Below are 23,538 nucleotides of genomic sequence, written 5' to 3' on the forward strand. Positions count from 1 at the left end.
CAGAGTCCGCCCGGTGGACCGGGTTCGGGAGTCGGGCCCGGTCCGCCGCCCCGCCCCCGGTCCAGGAGCCTCGTCCTCGCTGCTCCGTCCCTGGTGCTCGCCGTTGTCCGACGTTGTTCGCTGTTGTCCGACGTTGTTCGCTGTTGTTCGCTGTTACTCGCTGGACGAGTCCGCAGAGGGTGTCCGGGCGGTGTCGGGCGGTGTCGTGGTGCGCTTGAACATGCGGGTGGCGGTGATCTCGCCGTGCACCGTCCCACCGTTCGGGTCCTGCTGCGGCAGCCCGGGACGAAGGTGCTCCTCCACGCTGATGTACTTCAGCCCGGCCCGCAGGTCCGCGTCGTTGCGCAACCGGATCACCAGCGGGAATTCGGCGAGCGCCGTGGTGTCGAACAGACCGGTCGTGTAAAGCAGCTGCACACCGAGGGCGTCCGACACCGCGCGCTGGAGTTCCAGGAGATAGGTGGCGTTGGCGCGGCCGATGGGGTTGTCCAGGAAGAGCGTGCCCGCGTGCCGGTGCTGATGGCGGTCACGGCCGCGGTCGTTGCTGCGCAGTGCGGCCATCGTGCAGTAGAGGGCGATGGCCGCGGTGAGCAGCTGGCCCCCGGAGAAGACATCGCCCATCTGGCCGACCGGGACGCGTTCGGCACGGAGCACCGCGTCCGGCTTGAGGATCTCCACGGCGATGCCCTTGGGCTCCAGCGCCGCCTGCACGCCGCGCAGCAGGAGGGACATGCCGTCCCTGCGCAGGTCGGAGTTCTTCTTCAGGGCGGCGCGGGTGGCCTCGTCGATGACGTCGCCGAGCCGCTCGGTGAGCGTCGCCTGGTCCGGTTCCTCGAAACGGATCCGGAGGAACTCCTGGCCGGACCACTCCCCCAGCCCTTCGGGGAGCTGGGAGAGCCGCTGGGCGGAGCGAAGGGTGGTGAGCGCGGACTCCACGAGGCCGCGGAGCCGGTCGACGATGGAGTCGCGGTTGCGCTCCAGCTGGGCCAGCTCGTCGGTGAGGACCCGGAGCCGGGGCGCGAAAGCGGCGGCCCACTTCTCCGCGTGCTCGGGCAGCGCCGCGGCCGGCAGCTCGCGGATCTGCTGGCGGGCGGGGGTGCGGACCTGTTCGTAGCGGGTGGAGTTGGCGTGCCGTACGAGGACGTCGCTCGCTTCGCGTACGGCGCTCTCGGCGGCGGACAGGTCGGCGGCGCAGCCACGCAGTGAACGGCGGGCCTCGGCGGCGGACTGCCGGGCCTCGTCGAGGCTGCCCGGGTACGGCTCGGGGGCCTCCGTGTCGTCGTCCGCGCCGTGGTCCCGGAGGAGGTCGCGCAGGAGTGCCGCGGTCTCGTCGAAGCCGCCCGCCGAGTCCTCGGCGGTGCGGTGGGCGTGCAGCAGTTCGGCGTGGGCGGCCCGTGCGGTGTCCAGGGTCGCGGTGGCGGCGGCCAGTTCGGCCGTGGCGCTGCGCAGGAGAGTCTGGGCCTGCTCGGCGTCGGCCGGGACCAGCTCGTCGGGGAGTTCGGTGTGGTGGGTCTCGCCGTCGACCGGTGCCAGGCGCTCGGCCTCGCCCCGCAGCCGGCCCAGTTGCTCGCTCGCGGCGGAGGCGCGGGTCTCCAGGAGCTGGACCAGGGACTCGGCGCGGGCGGCGGCCGCCTGCCGGGAGGGGCCGTCGGCGCCGTCGGTGCTTTCGAGGAGCTGGGCGGCCCGGGTGCGGACCTTGTTGGTGAGCCGGTCCAGTTCGGCCAGAGCGGCGCTCTCGTCGCTCTCCGCGCGGGCCTGTTCGGCGCGCAGGTCGGCGCCGACGCCCACCTTCTCGTACAGCTGGGACGCGGCCCGGTATGCCTCCCGCAGCGCGGGGAGCGCGCGGCGCGGGGCGTCGGGCGCGGGCTCCGGGAGGTGCTCGGGCGCACCCGCGATCTCGGCACGTTCGGCACGCAGGGCGCGGGCCGTGCGGCGGGCGTCGTCCGCGGCGCGCTGGGCGGCCCTGCGGTCCTCGTCGGCGGCGCGGGCCCGCTCCAGGCAGACGGTGGCGCGGGCCTCGGACTCGGCCGCCTCGTCGATCAGTTCGCGCAGCTTCGCCTGCCAGCCCGCGCGTTCGCGGAGCCGGAAGGCGAGGCCCGCGAGCGCGTCGGCGGCCCGTCGGGCACGCTGAGCGGCCTCCTGGCGTTCGTCGCGGACACGGGCGGTGTCCGCGGCGGCCTCGTCGGCCTCGGCGCGCACGGTACGGGCTTCGGCGAGCGCGGCTTCCGCTGTCTGGGCGGCCGTACGGGCGGTGCGCGCGGCTTCGGCGAGCTCGGCCAGCCTGCCGGGCGGGCAGTCGGCGCGCCAGGAGCCGATGCGGGCGGCGAGGGAGCGGTCGGCCGTGAGGCGGGCCGCGAGCGTGCGGATGTCCTCGTCGCGGGCGGCGGCCCTGCTCCTGAGGGCCTGCCGCTCCTCGTCGGCGGCGTGTTCGTCGTGCATCGCCGGGTTCGGCGGGACGAGGAAGACTCCTTCCGTGCTCGCGGCCGAGCCCGTGCCGGTGGCCGGGACGGGGGCGAGCAGCGCGGCGGCGGTACCCACGGCGACGGCGGAGCGCGGCAGCAGGGCGGCGCCGCTCAGGACCTCGCGGGCGCGGGCGTGCGAGTCGGGGTCGGTGATGACCACGCCGTCGACCAGTTCGGGACGGGCGGCGAGTACGGACGCGTGATCGGCGGGGTCGACGGCCTGGGCGAGGTAGCGCCAGCCGGGCAGGGCCGGGATGCCGTGTTCGCCGAGGTATTCGACGGTGGCGAGGACGTCGGGGCCGGGCGGCAGCAGTCCGCCGTCGCCGAGCGCGCCGAGGATGCGGGAGTCGTCGGCGGCCGCGGTCCGCAGTTCGAAGAGGCGGCGTTCGGCGGCGGCGATGCCCTGGTCGAGCAGCTCCCGCAGTTCGTCGGCGCTGCGGTCGAACTCCTCGGCGGTGAGCGGCTGTTCGCAGGCGTCGGGCTGTTCGGCCGTGCCGGTGTGCGCGGCCTGGCCCTGATCCGCGCGGTCGGTGGGGTTCTGGTGGTCCGCGCCGTGCGGGGCGTCGGGGTCCGTCTCCGTGCCCGCCGGTCCGCGGCGGGGCCGGGGCACGCCGGCGTCCTGCGCGGCGGGCAGGCCGAGCAGGTCGGCCAGGCGGCGGTCGGCGGCGATCGACTCGGCGGCCCTGAGCTCGGCCTCGTACGAGTGTTCCGCGGCCTGCGCGGCGTCGGCGGCGCGCGCCGCGGCCAGTTCGGCGCGGCTCTCTGCGGCCGCGGCTTCCCTGGCCCGGTCGGCTGCCGAGCGGGCGGCCTCCCTCGCGGTGTCCCACGCGGCGACGGCGGACTGCTCGGCGTCGCTGGCGGCGAGGGCGGCGCGCGCCGGGTCCGCGTCCGGTGCGGTGTTGTCGAGCCAGCCGGCCCGTACCGCCTCGGCCGTCTCCTGCTCGACCTCGGCGAGGCGCTGGCGCAGGTGTCCGGCCTCGCTGCGGGCGCGCTGGGCCTCGGTCGCCGCGGTGGTGGCGTCGCGGTGAGCGGTCTCGCCCGCTGTCTGGAGCGTGTCGGAGCGCTCCTCCTCCTCGTTGGCCAGCGTCTCGCCGGCCTCCGCCGCGGTGTGCAGGGCCCGTACGAGATCGGCGGCCGCGTCCGCGCGGGCGGCGAGCGCGGGTGCGGCGTCGCGCTCGGCCTCGCGGATGGCGACGGCGACCCGTGCGGAGCGGTCGGCGGCGGCGCGGTGGCGCAGTACGGCCTCGGCGGCCTGCCAGGCGGAGTGCAGGGTGCGGGCATCGCCCAGTTCGCGGCGCTGGGCGGCCGCGCTCTTCTCCGCCGCGGTGAGGGCCAGGGAGGCGTGCCGGTAGGCCAGTTCCGCCGCGATCAGCGCGCTGCGGCTGCGGGCCTCCTCGGCCGCGGTGACGGTGTGAGCCGCGCCCGTGACCTGCTGGGCCAGTTCGGCGGCCCGGCCGCGCTCCTGGCCGGCGCGGGCGGAGAGCCTGCGGGCGAGCGTACGGGTGCGGCGCTCGGCGCCCGCGTGGATGTCCCGGGCGTGGGAACGGGTGCCGGTGGCCTCCACGATCCGGCCGAGCAGATCGACCGAGCCGGCGGTGAAGTCGCGCTCCGCGGTCAGCTCGGCGCGGCGGCCCAGCTTGTTGCCGAAGCCGCTGACCAGGTCGGCGAGGCCGTCCGTGTCGCGGGTGTCCGTGACGGCGCGCAGGAGCAGGTCGGTGAAGTCGGAGTCCTTCTTGACGGCGAAGAGGCCGGCCGCCTCGCCCTCGTCGGCGTTCATCTCGCGCTGGTAGCGGAAGAGTTCCGGGTCGAGGCCGAGGTCGCCGAGGTGCTCGTTCCAGCGGTCGTGGATCTCTTCCCAGTGCACATCGAGGTGCTGGTAGAACTTGCCCGCCTCGGTCAGGGCGTCGCGGAAGCCCTTCATCGTGCGCCGTCGGCCCTGCGCGCCGGAGGCGCCCTCGACGGGGCGGTGCACGGAGGTGGCCTCGGCGACCGGCAGGGAGTCCAGGCTGAGCCCGGGGCCGGGGCGGAAGGAGTACCACGCCTCGGTGAACTTCCGCGGGTCGTTGGAGACCTGCCGGCCGCGCCACTCGCTGACCTTGCCGACGACCACGCACTCGCCGGTGAGGGTGTGCTGCCACTCCAGGGCGACATGCCCGCAGTCGTCGGCGAGCAGGAACTTGCGCAGCACCCCGGAGCTGGCGCCGCCGAGGGTGTTGCGGTGGCCGGGCAGCATCACCGAGAAGATCAGCTTCAGCAGCACCGACTTGCCGCCGCCGTTCTCCAGGAAGAGCACCCCGGCGGGGGCGGGGCGGCGCGGCGGGCCGACCGGTTCCTCCTCGAAGAACTCCGCCTGGGCCGGGGCGGGACGGGGCACGGGTTCGCCCACTCCGCGCAGGTCAAGCACGGTGTCGGCGTAGCGCGCACCGGCAGGCCCGATGGAGTAGAGGCGGACCCGGGACAGCTCGTACATGGCGGCGGACTCTCGTCGTTCAGACAGCGGGAGGGAGAGGGCGGTGGTGGGGCGGCGATGGTGGGGGGACGGCGATGGTTGTGGGGACGGCGGTGGTGGGGCGGGGGTCAGGCGTGGAAGGGCAGACCGGCGTCGGCGGCCAGCTCCAGGTCGTCGGAGTCGGGCGGCGGCAGGAGCGTCGCCGTGCCGTCGCTGACCGGCACGACTCCGAGTTCCAGGAGTTCGGCCATGGCGGCGCTGCCGGCCATGTCGCGGACCTGGAGCTGGTAGCGGGCGGTGGTACGGAAGGCGCCTCCGGCGTCGTCCCCGGTGCGCTGGAGGAAGCCGGAGTCGGTGAGGAAGGCGACGGCCTTGCCGACGATGCCGGTGGTGGAGCCGGCCAGCCTCCGGGCGTCCTTCGTCGCCCCGGTGGAGCTGCGCCGGGCGTAGATCCGCCAGGCCGCTTCCAGCCCGGGGTGGTCGGTGGCCGGGTCGGTGTTGTCGCCGTGCTCCTCGGCGCGCTCCTCCAGGCGGTGGCAGGCCTGGCGTACGAACGAGTCGACGCCGTTGACGGTGATCCGGCCGATGTACGCGTCGTCGGCGAGGTCCTCGGGGCGGGGGAACGCCATCGCGGCGACGGCGAGGTGGGCGAGCCCGTGCAGGAAGCGGTCGGCGGAGTCGGAGGAGGCGCGGCGGGCGTAGTCGCCCATGCGGACGGCGAAGACCGAGTCCTCACCGGCGGTCACGGCCATGCCCGCGCGGGTGGACACCTCCAGAACGACCAGGCCGAGTCCGGTCGCCACGGCGTCGGCGAGCCGGGCGAAAGCGGGCTCCTCCCGGTAGCGGCGCAGGAGTTCGGCGTATTCGGCATCGCGTGCGGGCAGCAGTTTGGGCTGCAGTCCGAAGGCGACGAGCCGGGCCGCGTCGGCTGTGTCGGCCGGGGTGACGGGTGCGGTCGCGGCGGGGCCGGCCGGGTCGGCGGGCGCCGTGCTCTCGGTCGCGTACGCGGCGGTCGGCTCGCTCCACGCGTCGGCGTGCTGTGCGCGGTGGTCGCTCACGACGGTCGCTCCTTGCTGCGGAAGATCTTCGGTACGGGGTGGACGGAAGCGGTTCTCGCGGCATCCGTCCCGAGCGGTGCGGTGCCGGCCGGTCCGCCGGCGGGGCGGCGGTGCCCACGGCCGGGGTGCGGCGGCCGGATCGGCGACCGGTGTGCCTCCCGCGGCACGCCGCTCATGATGCCTCCGAGCGGTCTGCGGCCATTCCGGCCGCGTCCAGCAGGGCTGTGCCCACTATCAGGTCGGCGCCGCCGAACTCCGGGTCGTCGAGCTGCGTTCCGTCGTCGACGGAGAACAACAGGCGCTGCTCGCCCTGCCGGTAGGCGGTGCCGACCGGCGGGCTGGCGGCGTGCACCGCGAGCAGGGCTACCAGATAGGGCAGTTCGGGGTCGCGGCGGCGGGCCTCCGCGAGGAGTCCGGAGAGCCGGCGCGGGGCGTCGTGCTCCAGGTCGAGGAGTTCCATGGCGCTCGCGAGCTGTTCCTCGCTGAACCTGCTGTCGTCCGGGGTGGCGATGAGATCGGGTTCGGGCATCTCGGCGCCCAGGTGTTCCCGTTCCAGGGGCGGGGTGAGCAGCATGTCGACGAGGTCGCCCACCCGTACCGAGGTGGGGGTGCGCAGTCCGGTGCCGTGGGCGAAGAACGCGTCGGTGACGCGGATGGCCTCTTCCACGGGGAGCGGCAGCAGAGGGGCGACGAGCTGGCCGTACAGGTCGAGGCCGCTGCGGGCCATGGGGGCGGCGAACGCCTGCCGGTCCTGTTCGGCGCGGAACAGCGGCCCGGCTTCCAGCAGTCGGGACTGGAGCTGGGTGTGGCGGCGGATGCAGTCCTTGACGATGTCGACGAGTTCGGCGGCGCGTCGCTTGTGCTCGGGCTCCTCGGCCTCGTCGCGCGCCTTGCGGATGTTGGTGAGGATCGCGTTCTCGTGGCGGTAACGGTCGGCGACGTGATCGAGCGCCTCGGCGATCATGTCGGGGACGGCGTTGAGCCAGTCGACGGCCCGGACGTTGCGCCGGGTGGCCTCCAGCGTCTTGCGGAGGGTCTCGGCGTACTGCACGGTGCGGTAGCGGGCCTGTTCGGCGGCGAGCTGGGCATCCGCGAGGCGGCCCCGGCTGATGAGGACCTCCAGCTTCACCTCGGCGGCGATCTGGGCGCTGGTGACGTCGGTGTCGAGGGCGCCGACCAGGACGTTGACCGCTTCGTCGGTGGCCCGGAGGTAGACGGTGCCGCCGTATCCCGGGACCTCTTCGATCAGCTTGAAGTCGTAATCGCGACGGACATACACCCCATCGGGGCCGAAAGTGCCGTACACCGCACGGAATCCGCGGTCGACGCTGCCGACGTTGATGAGGTTCTCCAGCACCCAGCGGGCGACCCGCTCGTGCTCGGCGGCCGGGCGGTCCGGAGCCTGGGCGGCGACGCGGGGAAGGAGCCTGGTCACTATCTGGTCGTGGTCGGCACCGGTGTCGAAGTCCATGTTGAGGGTGACGAGGTCGATCGCGGCGAGCGCGACCTCGGCCATCGCGTAGACCGTGTACTCACCGGCCAGATTCGCCTTGCGCACATCGAGGTCGTGCAGCGGCGCCGTGCAGGCGAGCGCGCGCAGCCGCCGCGAGAGCCCCTCGTCGGCGGCGGGGCCCGGGGCGGGCCGCGGCGCCGCGCTGAGCTGGGGCGCAGCGTTGTCCGTGTAGGCAGGCGAAGTCACGCTGCACAGATTAGGTCCTCAGACTGACAACGGTCGAAACGGCGCAGAAGCGACCCGTTGCCCGGAGCCGGCCGGCCGCGGCATCACGGCTGTTCGCCGGTGCGCTCCGTACCGCCGCCGCGGCCCGGTTCCGGGGCTCCGTAGCCCCCGCCGCCCGGCGTGCGGAGCACCAGGACGTCCCCCCGCTCCAGGTCGGCGGTGTCGCAGCCGCGCAGCGGTGCGACCGTCCGGCCGTCCGCCCGCTCGATGTGCTGCTCGCCCAGCGCGCCGGGCTCTCCACCCGCCATGCCGTACGGCCTCACCCGGCGGTGGCCGGAGAGCAGCGCCACGGTGACGGGTTCGAGGAAGCGGATGCGCCGCTCCACGCCGCGGCCGCCGTGCCAGCGCCCCGCGCCCCCGCTGCCGTCCCGTACCCGGAAGCTCTCCAGCAGCACGGGGTAGCGCCATTCGAGGACTTCGGGGTCGGTGAGGCGGGAGTTGGTCATGTGGGTCTGGACGGCGTCGGCGCCGTCGAAACCGTCGCCGGCGCCCGAACCGCTCGCCACCGTCTCGTAGTACTGGACCCGTTCGTTGCCGAAGGTGAGGTTGTTCATGGTGCCCGAACCCTCGGCCTGGATGCCGAGCGCCGCGTACAGGGCGCCGGTGACGGCCTGGGACGTCTCCACGTTCCCCGCGACGGTGGCGGCCGGATGGACGGGGGCCAGCATGGAGCCCTCCGGAATTCTGACCTCCAGGGGTGCGAGGCAGCCGCTGTTGAGGGGGATGTCGTCGGCGACCAGGGTCCGGAAGACGTACAGCACGGCCGCCATGACCACGGATTTCGGTGCGTTGAAGTTCCCCGGCTGCTGCGGCGAGGTGCCGGTGAAGTCGACGACCGCGCTGCGGGCGGCCGTGTCCACGGTGAGGGCGACCTCGATGACCGCGCCGTTGTCGGTCTCGTAGCGGTAGGTGCCGTCGTGCAGTGAGGCGATGATCCGGCGGACGGACTCCTCGGCGTTGTCCTGTACGTGTCCCATGTACGCGGCAACGGTCTCGGGCCCGAACTGCTCCACCATGCGCCGGAGTTCGACGATGCCCTTCTCGTTGGCGGCGATCTGGGCGCGGAGGTCGGCGAGGTTGGTCTCCGGGTCGCGGGAGGGGTACGCGGCGGTGGTGAGCAGTTCGCGTGTCTCGGCCTCGCGGAGTCTGCCGTCCCGTACCAGGAGCCAGTTGTCGAACAGCACTCCTTCCTCGTGGATGGTGCGGCTGAAGGCGGGCATGGAGCCGGGGGTGATGCCGCCGATCTCGGCGTGGTGTCCACGCGAGGCGACGAGGAACCGCAGCCGCGGCCCCTCGCCGGCGGCCCCGTCGGGGGCGAACACCGGTGTCACCACGGTCACGTCGGGCAGGTGTGTGCCGCCGTGGTACGGGTCGTTGATGGCGTACACGTCGCCCGGCCGCATCGCTCCGCCGTTGCGCCGCAGCACCTCCTTGATGGACTCCCCCATCGAGCCGAGGTGGACGGGGATGTGCGGGGCGTTGGCGATGAGATTGCCGTCCGCGTCGAAGAGGGCGCAGGAGAAGTCGAGCCGTTCCTTGATGTTGACGGAGTGGGCCGTGTTCTCCAGGCGCACGCCCATCTGTTCGGCGATCGACATGAAGAGGTTGTTGAAGACCTCCAGCATGACGGGGTCGACCCGGGTGCCGACGGCGGTGCGGCCGGGGCGCGGGCGGACCCGGGTGAGCAGCAGGTGGCCGGTGGCGGCGAGAGCGGCCTGCCAGCCCGGGTCGACGACGGTGGTGGCATCCGCCTCGGCGATCACGGCGGGGCCGGTCACGGTGTCCGCGGGGTGCAGTTCCTCGCGCCGGTGGAGCGGGGTGTCCTGCCATCGGCCCTCGGCGAACATGCGTACGGTGTCGTGTGGTTGAGGCTCGGTGCTCTCGCGGGGCGCGCGGTCGGCGGGGCGCGGCCGGTGCTGTCCCGCCGTCCCGGTCGCCTCGACCGACACCGCTTCGACGACCAGGGGTTTGTCCATATTGAACGCGTAGCGGGCGCGGTGCTCGGCGGTGAACGCCTCGGCCATGGCGGACACGGTGTCCAGGTCCACGGGCAGGCTGGAGTCCGTGCCGGCGTAGCGCAGCAGTACGCGGGCGCGCGTGCTGATCGCGCTGTCGGGGACGGCGTCGGCGCGCAGTTCGGCGCGGGTGCGGCCGGCGAGTGCGTCGCAGAGTTCGCCGACCGCGGCGCGGGTCTCCTCGTTCAGTTCCGCCTCGACGGACTGCTCGCGCATCGCGGTGGCGTCGGCGAGACCGATGCCGTACGCGGACAGCACACCGGCCAGGGGCGGTACGAGGACGGTGTCGATGCCCAGGGCGTCGGCGACGGCGCAGACGTGCTGGCCCCCGGCTCCGCCGAAGCCGGTCAGGGCGTAGCGGGTGATGTCGTGTCCGCGTTGCACGGAGACCTTCTTGACCGCGTTCGCCATGTTCAGCACGGCGATCTCCAGGAAACCCGCGGCGACCTCGGCCGCCGTGCGCCGTGTTCCGGTGGCGCGCGCCACGTCGTCGGCGAGGATGTCGAAGCGTTCGCGGACGAGGTCCGCGTCGAGCGGGAGGTCGCCGTCCGGTCCGAAGACGGCCGGGAAGTGGGCGGGCTGGACCCGGCCGAGCATCACATTGGCGTCGGTGACGGTCAGCGGGCCGCCGCGGCGGTAGCAGGCCGGGCCGGGGATCGCGCCCGCCGAATCGGGGCCGACGCGGTAGCGGTGACCGTCGAAGTGCAGCACGGAGCCGCCGCCGGCCGCGACGGTGTGGATGTTCATCATGGGGGCGCGCATCCGCACCCCCGCCACCTGGGTGCCGAGCTCGCGCTCGAACTCGCCCGCGTAGTGCGACACGTCGGTGGAGGTGCCGCCCATGTCGAAGCCGATGACGCGGTCGTATCCGGCCTGTCCGGACGTACGGGCCATGCCGACCACGCCGCCGGCGGGTCCGGAGAGCACCGCGTCCTTGCCCCGGAAGTGGGAGGCCTCGCGCAGCCCGCCGTTGGACTGCATGAACATCAGCCGGACGCCGTCGAGTTCCCGGGAGACCTCGTCGACGTACCGGCGCAGGATCGGTGAGAGGTAGGCGTCGACGACGGTGGTGTCGCCGCGTGGCACGAGCTTGATCAGCGGGCTCACCTCGTGCGAGCAGCTGATCTGGGTGAAGCCGGCCTCGCGGGCCGCGGCGGCCACGGCTTTCTCGTGTGCGGGGTGGCGGTAGCCGTGCATCAGGACGACGGCCGCGCTGCGCAGGCCGTCGACCCGGGCGGCCCGCAGCCGCTCGGCCACCGCGTCCCGGTCCAGCGGCGTCACGACCCGGCCGTGGGCGTCGGTCCGTTCGGGGACCTCGATCACCCGCTCGTACACGGCTTCGGGCAGCAGGATGCGGCGGTCGAAGAGCCTCGGCCGGTTCTGGTACGCGATGCGCAGGGCGTCCCGGAAGCCTTCCGTGATGACCAGCACGGTCGGCTCGCCGCGCCGCTCCAGCAGGGCGTTGGTGGCGACCGTCGTGCCGATCTTCACCGTGCCGATCCGGTCGGCGGGGACGGGGTCGGCCGGACCGAGTCCCAGCAGCCCGCGGATTCCCGCCACGGCGGCGTCGCGGTAGCGGTCCGGGTCGTGGGAGAGCAGCTTTCGGGTGACCAGGTACCCGTCGGGGTCCCGGCCCACGACGTCGGTGAACGTCCCGCCACGGTCGATCCAGAACTCCCAGCGTCCGGTCATCTCTCCATACTGGCCCGCGGCACCGGGCGACGGCCCTGCCGGCACGGCCTGTTTTCCGGTGGTCGGCGCACACCGCGGGGGGCGGCCGACGGCCACGACCCGGCCCCCGGGGGCCGCGCAGGCCCCCGCGGGGAGTTCGATGTGCTTCTCCGGGGCGAGCCCGTCCGACGTACCCGACGATCACCTCCCGACGGGCGCGAGACGGCGGCGCAGTGCCCCGTCCCGCAGTCCGGGCCCGAAACGCCGGACGTGACCGGGCCGGCTCGGATCTTTCCGCCGGGGGAACGCCCCATGAGCGTTTGAGCCGCGCACGCGCCCGACGCACTGCTGGGCCGCACGGCGTGCTGCGGGGCTTCGCGGGCACGGCCCCCGTGCCCGGTCGCGCCGCGCGCACCCGGCGCGCGCCGCTGGGTGCGCCCCGGTCAGACCGCGGGGGTGTCGGGCCCGATCCTGCTGCGTACCGCTGTCTGCACCTCTGCCTCCTCCGCCGGGTCCGCGGCGAGTCGGCGCAGCCGCTCGGCGACCCTGATGTCGCCGGTCTCGGCGTGGAGTGCGGCGACCTCGCGGGTGGTCTCCTCGCAGTCCCACAGGCATTCGACGGCGAATCCGGTGGGGAAGGAGGGGTCGGTCGCGGCCAGTGCGCGGGCCGCTCGGCCGCGCAGGTGCGAGGAGGACGTCTCCCGGTAGACATGGCGCAGTACGGGGGCGGCACAGGCGATGCCCAGTCGGCCCGCGCCGTCGACGAGGGTCCACAGGCGTGGCGCGTCAGGGCCTTCGCCCCGTACGGCTTCGCGGAGTGAGCCGAGGACCAGTGGGGCGTCCTGGGCGCCTCCCCGGCAGGCGAGCACACCGGCCGCGGAGGCGCCGAGGGCGTCGGGACGCCGGGCCCAGCGCCGGGCGCGCTCCACCGCCGCGTCGCCGCACATCCGCTCGAAGGCGGCGACGGCCGCGTCGGCGACGGTGCGCGAGGCGCTGACCGCGGCGTCCTCGATCAGATCGAGGACGGCCGGGTCCCTGGTCTCGGCCAGGTGGTGCAGGGCGGCGCAGCGCGCGCCCTCCGGACCGCTGCGGGCGGCCCCGATGATCGCGGACCGGTCGTCGGGACCGGCGACGGCCGTGAGGCAGCGAGCGGCCGGTACGTGGAGGACGCTGCCCCGTTCGAGTCCCTGCTGGGCCCAGTCGAACACGGCCTGGACGCTCCATCCGGGGCGGGGGCCGCCGGGCCGCATCTGTCGCTGCCAGCGGTCGAAGGAGCCCTGTTCCGAGGCGGCCCTGATCCGGGCGCCGACCTCTTCGCGGGGGTCGTCGGCCCAGAGCCGCCAGGGGCGTGGTTCGAACGCGTCCCGCACGGCGGCGGCCAGCTCGGCGGTGCCCTCCTCGGTGGCCGGGAACCGGCCGAGCACGGGTACGGCGAGGGCGCGGAGTCCCGCGTCGTCGTCGCGCAGGGCGAGCTCGTCGAGGGCCCAGGCCCAGTTGGCCCCGGTCGCGGCGTACCGCCGCAGCAGGGCCAGGGCGTCGTCCCGTCCGTACGAGGCGAGGTGGCCGAGTACGGCGAGGGCCAGCCCGGTGCGTGAGTCGTCGGTGTCGAGGTGGTCGTCGGGATCGCACAGGTGGCGCTCGATCTCTTCGATGCCGCCGTCGAGGTCGAGATACAGGCGTGCGTAGTAGAGCGAGCGGTTCTCCACCTGCCAGTCGTGGCGCGGATCGCTCAGGACGCAGTGGTTGAGAGCCGCCAGGGCCTCGGGGCGTGGTGCGGCGAGCGCGTGGAGCGTGCCGTCGCCACGGCCCCTCTGCAGCAGGCCGAGCAGAGTGCCGCTCGGCGCTATGAACGGATCAAACATGAAAAAAGCCTCACATCAAGCTGTCGACGCAACCGGGACTGTGCAGTTCCAAGTGCCGGGTGGGGCACTACGCCGCGCAGCGACATGATCGGCCGACCGCCGTCTTCTGCTTGGTGTAGACCATCTTCCTCTGCCTCTCGTCGGTGGCCCGAATCGGGCCCGCGACGTCATGATGACCCAGCCATTTCGCCACCGCGACCACATTTACGACGTACCCGGTCAGTGGGCGCCGAAGAGTTCCAGCAGGTCGGCCTTGCCGAACATGCGCGCGGTATCCAGCGCGGAGGGCGTTCCGGCCGCCGGGTCGGCCCCCGCGGTGAGCAGCGCCGCGATCACCGCGTCCTCACCCTTGAAGACGGCTCCGGCGAGGGGGGTCTGCCCGCGGTCGTTGGCCCGGTCCGGGTCGGCGCCACGGGCGACGAGGGCGGTGACCGCGGCGGCATGGCCGTGATAGGCGGCGAGCATCAGCAGCGAATCACCCCGGTCGTTGGTGAGGTTCGCGGGAACACCCGCGTCGACGTACGCGGCGAGCGTGTCGGTCTCACCGCGGCGAGCCAGGTCGAAGACCTTCGTCGCCAGCTCGACCACCTCGGGATCGGGGGCTTCGCTCATCGGACGGACCGCCTTCCATTAACCGGTTTCACCACTGTTGACCTGCTGGGCCGTACGTCCCGGGGGCCGTACGAGTGAACCGACAGGGTACTGCCCAACCGCGCACATACCCCGTGCCGCCCGCGGCAAAAGATCACACCCGGTGACGACGGAACGGTGCGCGGCATCGGATGTTCCGCCCCCACCGGCACCCATCGGCACCCGATCCGCCAATCAAGTGAAAATACAGACTTTTCACTCGAATGCAGCTTTTATCGTATAGATACTTCCGGTGAACCTGGAAGGACTCATGGTGACTGTCCCCCCAACCAGGAGAATTCCTCATGATCCTGTCCATGTCAGGCGTCGTCATCCTCGGCATCATCGTCTTCCTGTTCTTCAGGAAGGACGGCCTCAAGGCATCGCACGCACTCGTCACTGCCCTGTTCGGTTTCTATCTGGCAGGCACCGCCATCGCACCGAGCATCACCGCGGGCGGCGCGAGTCTCGCCGGCCTCTTGGGCGGGATCAAGTTCTGACCCCCCACGACCGCTCCCACCCCTTCAGGAGACCGACGTGGCCCGGCGACCACTCCCCCGCATTCTGAGCAGCGGCACCGCATCGATCACTCGCAGCCGCGAGTTCGCGCGCACGGCCACCGACAACGCCACCGACGTCCTCACTCCGCTGATGACGATCGCTCGGGGTCTGCGGCTGCTGGCCGGAGCCGGACGGCAGAAGTGGGCCGCGACACCCAAGGACAAGCGCGGCCCGGTGCTGTGCTCCGTCGCGGCCTGCGTACTGGTGGTCGCGCTCATGCCGTACGGGTCCGTGCTCACCCTGGTCACGGTGATGGGCGCCGCCGCCTGGAAGGGGCGGGAGCGGACGCCGGAGAAGACCGGCCCGGACGAGGCGGAGACCGGGCGGCTGCGATCCCTCTACGAGGCGCTCGTGCCGTACTTCTCCGTGGCCGACGACCCCAGTCCGCTGTTCGCCCGCGGCGGCGACTGGGACAAGACCTTCAGCGGCTACGAGTTCGACTCCGACGGGCGCCTGACGCGTCTCCAGTTGACGTACCCCGCCTACTTCACCGACAGCGAGGCCGATTCCCGCGCCCGGATCGAGCAGCTGCTGCACGCCAAGTCGGGCCGCGGCCGCGAGTACCACTTCGCCTGGGACGAGGAGAGCAACCGGCTCGTCATGAGCGTGCTCGGCGCCCTGCCCACCTCGATCGGCGCCCAGCGCTTCGTCACCGCTCCCGGCGAGACCGTGCTCGGCTTCACCGACGGCGACGCGGTGCAGCGCACCGTTCCCGTGAACGACGACGGCACGACCCGCGACGCGCCTCCGGTCGTCTGGCGGACCGGCTCCCGCTCCACCGAGCCCCATCTGCTGGCCGTGGGGCAGCCCGGCAGCGGCACCACCACGCTGATGCGCTCCATCGCCCTGCAGGCGCTCCAGCACGGCGACATCCTGGTCGTCGAAGGGGGCGGCACCGGCGAGTACGCCTGCCTGGCCGGGCGCGACGGAGTACTGGCCGTGGAGTGCGGCCTGGCCGGCGCGCTGGCGACCCTGGAGTGGGCGGCCCACGAGACGGAGCGGCGGCTGATCGCCGCGAACCGGGCCCGGCAGTCCGGTCACCCCGCCCCCGACGACACCAAGCGCCCCCTCTGGGTGCTGCTGGACCGCCCCAGCGTCCTCGGACACCTGGCGGCCGCCGACGGCAGACCCGATCCCCAGGAACTGCTCCAGGTACCACTGCGGCACGGCAGGGCGGCGAACGTCACCGTGGTCATCACCGATCAGTTCGACAGCCTGGACATGCTCGGCGAGACCGTCAGGACCCACACCCGGGCCCGGGTCGTGCTCGGCGACTGCTCCCGCGACCGGATCGAGTCGGTGCTCGGCACGGAGCCGCACACCACCCCGACGCCGAATGTCCCGCCGGGCCGCGGGTACGCGCGGCTCGGCACCGGCCCCGTGCTGCGGCTCCAGGTCCCGGCCACACCCGATCCCTACGACGAGGCGACCAGCGAGGCGCAGCGGCAGGCGGTACTCGGCCTGCTCCCGGAACGGCAGGCGGAGGCCGGGGCGACGCCCCCGGTCGAGGCGGCCGAGGGGCCCGCGCCCGTCGGGGCGGACGTCCCGGATCCGGTGATGCCGCACCCCCTGACCGCGGCCGTGGCCGTCGAGGGCTTGAGGGTCGGCGACTGAAGCGGACCGGTGCGGGGGCGGTGTACCGGCCGATCCGCCACCCCCGCGCCGTTGTCCGGTCAGGCGACGAACGTGCGCGGCGCCTCCATCCCCGCACCCGCCCCCGAACCCACCAGCTGCGCCGCCGCCGCGAGCCGTACCGCCGCCTCGTCCGCGACCGGCCCCGCAACCGTGAACGGCAGCCGTACGTACCCTTCGAAGGCGCCGTCGACACCGAACCGTGGGCCGGAGGGAACGCGTACGCCGACCCGCTCCCCCGCCACCGCGAGCCGCGAACCCGAGAGGCCGCCGGTACGCACCCAGAGGGTCAGCCCCCCGCGCGGAACCGAGAACTCCCAGTCCGGCAGCTCCCGGCGAACGGCGGCGACGAGCGAGTCCCGGTTCTCCCGCGCCTGTTCGCGCCGGACCTGGACCGCCTGCTCCCAGCCGCCGGTGCGCATCAGCCAGTTGACGGCGAGCTGCTCCAGGACGGGCGTACCCATGTCGGCGTAGGCGCGGGCGGCCACCAGGCTGCGGATCACGTCCGGGGCGGCGCGCACCCAGCCGATCCGCATGCCGGCCCAGAAGGCCTTGCTCGCCGAACCGACCGTGATCACGGTGGAGCCCGCCGGATCGAAGGCGCAGACCCGGCGCGGCATCCGGACGTCGTCGTCGAGGTACAGCTCGTTCATGGTCTCGTCGACGACGACGACCGTACCGGCGGAACGGGCGGCGTCCACCAGCTCCCGCCGCCGGTCCTCGTCGGCCAGCGCGCCGGTCGGATTGTGGAAGTCGGCGACGACGTAGGCGAGCCGCGGCGCCGCGTCGCGCAGCACCTGCCGCCACCGGTTCATGTCCCAGCCGCCGAGCCCCTCCTCCATCGCCACCGGCACCAGCCGGGCACCCGCCTCCCGCATCAGCTGCAGGATGTTGGCGTAGCTCGGGGACTCCACCGCGATCCGCTCGCCGCGCCCCGCGAACAAGTGGCAGATGGCGTCGATCGCGCCCATCGCCCCGGTGGTCACCATGATCTGCTCGGGCATGGTCGGGATGCCGCGCCCGGTGTAGCGGTCGGCGATCATCTGGCGCAGCGCGGGCAGACCGGCCGGGTAGTCGCCGTGCGTATGGGCGTACGGAGCCAGCTCCTCCAGGGCGCCCTGGACCGCCCGGGTCAGCCACGGCTCGGGGGCCGGCAGCGAGGCGCAGCCCAGGTCGATCATCGAACCGAGCGACTCCGGAGGAAGCGGCTCCAGGCCGCGCGCGGGCAGCGGATTGCCCGCGGGAACGGCCGTCCAGCTGCCGGCGCCGCGGCGGGACTCCAGGAACCCCTCGGCCCGCAGCGCCTCGTAGGCGGCGGCGACGGTGGTGCGGCTGACGGACAGGGCGAGCGCCAGTTCGCGCTCCGCGGGGAGCCGGGCGGCCACCGGCACCCGGCCTTCGAGGACGAGCAGACGGACGCCGTCGGCCAGCGCCCGATAGGCGGGCGGCCTGCGGGTGCCCGGTCCGGCGGGCCGGGGCTGCTGGGCATGGAGCTGCCGGGCGAGCTGTGCCGCACCGACTGCCGAAGTCCACTGCGCCATGGAAATCAGTCCACCTTCCTCGGATTGGCCATAGTTGGCGGCCAATCCCCTGCCACAGAGTGACATGCGGCAGTCCACCACCACCACTCCAGGGGGCATCTCTTGTCCATCACCAGCGCCCCTCGCGGGGCACATCTCACCCGAAGGCTGATGCAGCTGTACGTCGGCCTCGTGCTGTACGGAGCCAGTTCGGCGCTCCTGGTCCGTGCCGGTCTCGGCCTCGAACCCTGGGGGGTGCTGCATCAGGGGCTCTCGGAGCGCACCGGGCTGTCCATCGGGGTCGTCTCCATCGTCGTCGGCGCCGCCGTTCTGCTGCTGTGGATACCGATCAGGCAGCGTCCGGGCCTCGGCACCGTCTCCAACGTCTTCGCCGTCGGCATCGCCATGGACGGGACACTGGCGCTCGTGCCCGGGGTGCACGGCCTCGCCGCCCGGATCGCCGTGATGGTCGCGGGGGTCGTGGTCAACGGTGTCGCGACGGGGCTGTACATAGCGGCGCGGTTCGGCCCGGGACCGCGCGACGGACTCATGACCGGCCTGCACCTGCGGACCGGCCGCTCCATCCGGCTGGTCCGCACCCTGATCGAGGTGGCGGTCGTGGCGACCGGTTTCGCGCTCGGCGGTTCCCTCGGCGCGGGCACGGTCCTCTACGCCCTGTCCATCGGCCCGCTCGCCCAGTTCTTCCTGCGCTTCTTCGCGATCGTCGGGAAGCCGGCCGAGGAGGCGGCCGCCGGGCCGGGCGAGGAGGCGGCCGTCGCACCCGCGCCCGGCGGCACCACCACCGTCACCACCCGGACACCGGAGCAGGCCATACTGCCGAAGTGACCTCCGTACGCCACCCCTATCTGGACCATCCCGCGACGATTCCCTTCGCCCATCGGGGCGGTGCCGCCGACGGGATCGAGAACACGACGGCGGCGTTCCGCCGGGCCGCCGAGGCCGGATACCGCTACTTCGAGACCGATGTGCACACCACGGCGGACGGCCGGCTGGTGGCCTTCCACGACGCCACCCTGGACCGGGTGACGGACGCCCGGGGCCGGATAGCCGAGCTGCCGTGGAGCGAGGTGCGGCGGGCCAGGGTGGCGGGCCGGGAGCCGCTCCCGCTGTTCGAAGAACTGCTGGAGACGTTTCCCGGAGCCCGCTGGAACGTCGACGTCAAGACCGGGTCCGCCCTGGTCCCGCTGATCGACCTGATCCGCCGGGCGAATGCCTGGGACCGGGTGTGCGTCGGCTCGTTCTCCGAGAGCCGGGTCGCCGCGGCCCACCGCCTCGCGGGGCCCCGGCTCGCCACCTCCTACGGAGTCCGCGGCGTGCTGGGCCTGCGGCTGCGCTCGTACGGCGTTCCGGCGGCGCTGCGGGCCGGTGCGGTGTGCGCCCAGGTGCCGGAGAGCCAGAACGGCGTCCGGGTCGTCGACCGGCGCTTCGTGCGCGAGGCGCACGCGCGCGGACTCCAGGTGCACGTCTGGACGGTGAACGAACCCGAACGGATGGCAGCACTCCTCGACCTCGGCGTGGATGGCATCATGACCGATCACATCGAGACGCTGCGTACGGTGCTGAGCGAGCGGGGGGCCTGGGCCTGACGCCGGTCGTGCGAGGTCTCCACGGGGAGAGACGAGGGGGTGCGCCGTGAGCGCCGAGACCGCTGAGCCGACGGAGCTCGTGACCGGTTCCGCAGACGCCGCGAGCCGCAGACGGGAACAGCGCGGCTGGTATTTCTACGATTTCGCCTGCTCCGTCTACTCGACGAGCGTCCTGACGGTATTCCTCGGCCCCTATCTGACATCGGTCGCCAAGGCGGCCGCCGACGCCGACGGTTTCGTGCACCCGCTGGGCATACCGGTGCGCGCCGGGTCGCTCTTCGCCTACGCGGTCTCCGTGTCGGTGGTGGTCGCGGTGGTCGTGATGCCGGTCGTGGGTGCCGCCGCGGACCGTACGGGGCGGAAGAAACCGCTGCTCGCGGCCGCCGCGTACGTGGGGGCCGCCGCCACCACCGGCATGTTCTTCCTGGACGGCCACCGCTATCTGCTGGGCGCGTTCCTGCTGATCGTGGCGAACGCCTCGATCTCGGTGTCGATGGTGCTCTACAACGCCTATCTGCCGCAGATCGCCGAACCGGACGAGCGGGACGCGGTCTCCTCGCGCGGCTGGGCGTTCGGATACACCTCGGGCGCGTTCGTCCTCGTCCTGAACCTGGTCCTGTACACGGGCCACGACTCCTTCGGCCTCTCCGAGTCCGACGCGGTGCGGATCTGTCTCGCGTCGGCCGGCGTCTGGTGGGGCGCCTTCACGCTCGTCCCGCTGCGACGGCTCCGCGACCGGCGGGTGGCACCGGGCGGCGAGGGGACCGTCGGTTCGGGGTGGCGGCAGTTGGCGAACACCCTGCGCGACATGCGCCGCCATCCGCTGACGCTCTCCTTCCTGCTGGCGTACCTGGTCTACAACGACGGCGTGCAGACGGTGATCTCCCAGGCCTCGGTGTACGGCTCCGAGGAACTGGGCCTGGACCAGACGACGCTGATCACGGCCGTGCTGCTGGTGCAGGTGCTCGCGGTGGCCGGAGCCCTGGGCATGGGCCGACTCGCCCGGGTGCACGGTGCCAAGCGCACGATCCTCGGCTCGCTCGTCGTCTGGACGCTGATTCTCGTCGCCGGCTATTTTCTGCCTTCCGAAGCGCCGGTCTTCTTCTATGTGCTGGCCTCGGCGATCGGCCTGGTGCTCGGCGGCAGCCAGGCACTGTCGCGCTCGCTGTTCTCGCATCTAGTGCCCCGCGGCAAGGAGGCCGAGTACTTCTCCGCGTACGAGATGAGCGACCGCGGGCTGAGCTGGCTGGGGCCACTGGTGTTCGGGCTCGCGTATCAGCTGACCGGCAGTTACCGGGATGCGATCATCTCGTTGGTGATCTTCTTCGTGGTCGGTTCCGTACTGCTCGCGAGGGTGCCGATCAGGCGGGCCGTGGCCGCCGCGGGCAATCCTGTTCCGGAACGGATTTAGACGTTGAAGTGAAAGGCCGGTAGTGTACGCCTTTGGCCTGCCCGGAGGACCGTTACTGCGAGTGGAAGAAGCCAAACCGTTGGGTGACAACTTCTGCCAGATGTGACAAACCGGGCATTGGCGGGTACCCCAACCCTGAAGAAGCAGCGGCACGACGGGCGACGCATGACCGGCAACGGGAATCTTTACCGCCGACCGGACGTTGACCGGATGACGACGACAGCGACACCTGTCCTGTGGGCGACAAGCCCGGGAGGCACGATTCATGAGTGAGCGAGCTCTCCGCGGCACGCGACTCGTGGTTACCAGCTACGAGACGGACCGCGGCATCGATCTGGCCCCGCGCCAGGCGGTGGAGTACGCATGCCAGAACGGACATCGATTTGAGATGCCGTTCTCGGTAGAGGCGGAAATTCCGCCGGAGTGGGAGTGCAAGGCGTGCGGCGCCATGGCACTCCTGGTGGACGGGGATGGCCCCGAGGAGAAGAAGGGCAAGCCTGCGCGTACGCACTGGGACATGCTCATGGAGCGGCGCACACGCGAGGAGCTGGAGGAGGTGCTGGCCGAGAGGCTGGCGGTTCTGCGCTCCGGAGCCATGAATATCGCCGTGCATCCGCGGGACAGCAGGAAGTCTGCCTGACCGCCCGACACCGCCGTACGACGGAGCCGCGGGGGGGGGGGGGCCCCCCCCGGGGGGGCGCCCCCCCCCGGGGGGGGGGGGGGGGGGGGGGGGGGGGGGGGGGGGGGGGGGGAAGGGGTGGTTTTTGATGGGGACCCCCGCCCCCCCGCCCGCCCCCCCCCCCCCCCCCCCCACCCCGCCCCCCCCCCCCCCCCCCCCCCCCCCCCCCGGGCGGGGGGGGCCCCCCCCCCGGGGGCCCCCCCCCCCCCGCGGCTCTGTCGCGTCACGGACCCGCTACCGGGCCGCGCGCGCAGCCCCGGCACCGGGTCCGGCGTCCTGCGCCCGGAGGGCTCAGGGGGTCAGCGGCGGGCGGGGGCCCTCGTCGGGGCGGGAGTCCGGCTGCGCGCCGTCCTGACGGATGACCTCACCCTGCACGACCTTTCCGTCCGGCCGGTGAATACGGGCCTGCTGGAAGGCGTCGGAGAGGCTGCCGGGATCCGCGGCACGCATCCGGCGCTCCAGCGACCGCTCCGCGTACCGGCCCAGCATCGAACGGACCGGCGGCACGAGCAGCAGAAGCCCCGCCACGTCCGAGATCACCCCCGGGATGATCAGCAACAGCCCGCCGAGCATCAGGAAGCCGTTGCCCTCGCTTCCCGGGGACGCGGCCTGCGGGGCCTCGGCCGCCCCGGGCTGCCCCGGCATCCGCTGGAGCGTCTCGGTGAGGTTGCGGAAGGCCCGGCGGCCGGCCCGCTTCATCACTGCGGCCCCGAGCACGATCCCCGCCACCAGGAGCAGCAGCACGGTGAACCCGCCCGCCGCGTTCGCCACGACGGTGAGCAGCCAGATCTCCAGCACCGCCCAGGCGGCGATGGCGAGAGGAACGAAGGTACGGGCGCGTGAGCGCCCGGGGGCGGTCGGGGGCGGTGTGCCGGTCGTCATGCTCCCCAGTGTGCCCGTACGGGCGTCCAAGCGGCGTAAGGGGGTGATCATGGGCGACGGACCGGTGCCCGCCGCCCGCGGCGGATCAGATCGCCTTGCGGCCGAGGACCCGGTTCGTACGGGAGGCGACGCCCCAGGAGGTGACCCGCCAGAGCGCCTCGACCAGGATGTCGCGGCTCATCTTCGAGTCGCCGATCTCGCGGTCCACAAAAGTGATCGGGACCTCGACGACGTGGTATCCGGCGTCGACGGCGCGGCGGGCCAGGTCGACCTGGAAGCAGTAGCCCTGGGAGGCGACCCGGTCGAGGCCGATCCCCTCCAGGGTCTCGGCGCGGAAGGCCCGGTAGCCGCCCGTGACGTCCCTGGTCCGCAGCCCGAGGAGGAGCCGGGAGTACGTGCTGCCGCCGCGGGAGATCATTTCCCGCGTCTTGGGCCAGTTGACCACCCGTCCGCCCGGCACCCAGCGGGAGCCGAGCACCAGGTCGGCACCCTTGAGCGCGGTGAGCAGCCGGGGCAGTTCCTCGGGCTGGTGGGAGCCGTCGGCGTCCATCTCCACGAGCACGCCGTAACCGTGTTCGATCCCCCAGCGGAAGCCCGCGAGGTAGGCGGCGCCCAGCCCCTCCTTGCCCTTGCGGTGCAGCACCTGGACCTGGTCGTCGGCGGAGGCGAGCTCGTCCGCGACCTTGCCGGTGCCGTCGGGGCTGTTGTCGTCGGCGACCAGGATGTCGGCTTCCGGCACAGCCGCGCGCACCCGGCTGACGATCGGCTTGATGTTCTCGGCCTCGTTGTAGGTCGGAATGATCACCAAGGTTCTGCCGAGCGGGCCGTACCGCCTCTGACCGCCGTCGTTCACTTACTGCCCCTTAAGTCCGTACGCAGATGCACACCATATCCAGCGGACGGGGGGCCGATGGCGACGCGGTCGGGCGGGGGCGGGCACCGCCACGGACAGAAGGAGGGAAGTACGGACAGATTCCCTGACCGGAACCGACGGGAACTGCGGATGGGGGCCCGGCGCCCTTCGGGCCGACCTGGGACCCGCCGGCTGCGGGTCGACCTAGAGCCGTTGTCTACTGAACGTCCGGGCCCCACCCGGGTCACACCTACCGTCCGGCTGAAACCTTCCCTCGCCCCGAGGCGCGGGCGCTGAACCTGGCTGTCAGAAGTGGTGTGCCGGTGCGGCACACCACCCCATGACCCAGCGGCGTTCGACGACTGCGTGGAGGTTTAACCGGTCGGACGTCCTGTGGTGGACTCGGCCGAACCTACCGGCCGGTGGGCGCGTTCTGTCAATAGCCGCCTGGCCTGCAATGTTTACGGAACTTGCCTGGTCAGTAGCGAAGATCCGCAGGTCGCGACGG

At 72.9% G+C, this 23,538-nt stretch carries 15 protein-coding genes; 6 read left to right on the top strand and 9 right to left on the bottom strand.

Features of this window, described 5'->3' with window-relative positions:
- Positions 1 to 153 precede the first annotated feature (153 nt).
- The 6 genes from ACIOMQ_RS14575 to ACIOMQ_RS14600 all read right to left on the bottom strand — a co-directional run bounded on the left by ACIOMQ_RS14575 (position 154) and on the right by ACIOMQ_RS14600 (position 13,867).
- A complete protein-coding gene (locus ACIOMQ_RS14575; RefSeq protein ID WP_402189121.1) occupies positions 154 to 4,932 on the bottom strand; it encodes a hypothetical protein in 4,779 nt (1,592 codons plus the stop codon).
- A gap of 107 nt (positions 4,933 to 5,039) precedes the next feature.
- Positions 5,040 to 5,969, bottom strand: coding sequence for a hypothetical protein (locus ACIOMQ_RS14580; RefSeq protein ID WP_362208920.1), 930 nt, complete (start codon positions 5,967 to 5,969; stop codon positions 5,040 to 5,042).
- 172 nt (positions 5,970 to 6,141) lie between these two features.
- Positions 6,142 to 7,668, bottom strand: a complete 1,527-nt coding sequence (locus ACIOMQ_RS14585; RefSeq protein ID WP_402189123.1) for a hypothetical protein — start codon at positions 7,666 to 7,668, stop codon at positions 6,142 to 6,144.
- A gap of 83 nt (positions 7,669 to 7,751) precedes the next feature.
- Positions 7,752 to 11,414 (bottom strand): hydantoinase B/oxoprolinase family protein, encoded by a 3,663-nt coding sequence (locus ACIOMQ_RS14590; RefSeq protein WP_402189125.1) that lies wholly within the window; start codon positions 11,412 to 11,414, stop codon positions 7,752 to 7,754.
- Positions 11,415 to 11,836: 422 nt separating this feature from the next.
- Complete coding sequence (locus ACIOMQ_RS14595) at positions 11,837 to 13,255, bottom strand: HEAT repeat domain-containing protein (protein ID WP_362208928.1); 1,419 nt, start codon at positions 13,253 to 13,255, stop codon at positions 11,837 to 11,839.
- 219 nt (positions 13,256 to 13,474) lie between these two features.
- Positions 13,475 to 13,867 (bottom strand): ankyrin repeat domain-containing protein, encoded by a 393-nt coding sequence (locus ACIOMQ_RS14600; RefSeq protein WP_402189127.1) that lies wholly within the window; start codon positions 13,865 to 13,867, stop codon positions 13,475 to 13,477.
- A gap of 323 nt (positions 13,868 to 14,190) precedes the next feature.
- On the opposite strand from ACIOMQ_RS14600, the gene ACIOMQ_RS14605 reads away from it, so the two are divergent.
- Both ACIOMQ_RS14605 and ACIOMQ_RS14610 read left to right on the top strand, forming a co-directional pair.
- On the top strand, positions 14,191 to 14,385 hold the full coding sequence (locus ACIOMQ_RS14605) for a hypothetical protein (RefSeq protein ID WP_018103962.1): 195 nt from the start codon (positions 14,191 to 14,193) through the stop codon (positions 14,383 to 14,385).
- Positions 14,386 to 14,422: 37 nt separating this feature from the next.
- Entirely contained in the window at positions 14,423 to 16,060 is a 1,638-nt protein-coding gene (locus tag ACIOMQ_RS14610; protein ID WP_401270688.1) for a hypothetical protein, read from the top strand.
- A 59-nt stretch (positions 16,061 to 16,119) separates the two neighbouring features.
- On the opposite strand, the gene ACIOMQ_RS14615 is transcribed toward ACIOMQ_RS14610, so the two are convergent.
- Entirely contained in the window at positions 16,120 to 17,619 is a 1,500-nt protein-coding gene (locus tag ACIOMQ_RS14615) for a PLP-dependent aminotransferase family protein (RefSeq protein WP_362208937.1), read from the bottom strand.
- Between the two features lie 102 nt (positions 17,620 to 17,721).
- Here ACIOMQ_RS14615 and ACIOMQ_RS14620 point away from each other — a divergent pair, with 102 nt between their 5' ends.
- From ACIOMQ_RS14620 to ACIOMQ_RS14635, 4 genes are all read left to right on the top strand, one after another.
- On the top strand, positions 17,722 to 18,444 hold the full coding sequence (locus tag ACIOMQ_RS14620; protein WP_401755547.1) for a YitT family protein: 723 nt from the start codon (positions 17,722 to 17,724) through the stop codon (positions 18,442 to 18,444).
- Positions 18,441 to 19,205, top strand: a complete 765-nt coding sequence (locus ACIOMQ_RS14625; protein ID WP_362208943.1) for a glycerophosphodiester phosphodiesterase — start codon at positions 18,441 to 18,443, stop codon at positions 19,203 to 19,205. Before ACIOMQ_RS14620 ends, ACIOMQ_RS14625 begins: the two co-directional genes overlap by 4 nt.
- 46 nt (positions 19,206 to 19,251) lie before the next feature.
- Positions 19,252 to 20,616 carry an MFS transporter gene (locus ACIOMQ_RS14630; protein WP_362208946.1) on the top strand — a complete coding sequence of 455 codons (1,365 nt, stop codon included), beginning with the start codon at positions 19,252 to 19,254 and terminating at the stop codon, positions 20,614 to 20,616.
- Positions 20,617 to 20,881: 265 nt separating this feature from the next.
- Positions 20,882 to 21,256, top strand: a complete 375-nt coding sequence (locus ACIOMQ_RS14635; RefSeq protein WP_007262928.1) for an RNA polymerase-binding protein RbpA — start codon at positions 20,882 to 20,884, stop codon at positions 21,254 to 21,256.
- A 330-nt stretch (positions 21,257 to 21,586) separates the two neighbouring features.
- Here the strand turns inward: ACIOMQ_RS14635 and fxsA are convergent, their stop codons facing one another.
- Positions 21,587 to 22,177: an FxsA family membrane protein gene (fxsA, locus tag ACIOMQ_RS14640; RefSeq protein ID WP_402189129.1), complete on the bottom strand. Its 591-nt coding sequence runs from the start codon at positions 22,175 to 22,177 to the stop codon at positions 21,587 to 21,589.
- 85 nt (positions 22,178 to 22,262) lie between these two features.
- A complete protein-coding gene (locus tag ACIOMQ_RS14645) occupies positions 22,263 to 23,030 on the bottom strand; it encodes a polyprenol monophosphomannose synthase (RefSeq protein WP_362208952.1) in 768 nt (255 codons plus the stop codon).
- Positions 23,031 to 23,538 lie beyond the last annotated feature (508 nt).

Source organism: Streptomyces sp. NPDC087845, assembly GCF_044742755.1.
Classification (GTDB): domain Bacteria; phylum Actinomycetota; class Actinomycetes; order Streptomycetales; family Streptomycetaceae; genus Streptomyces.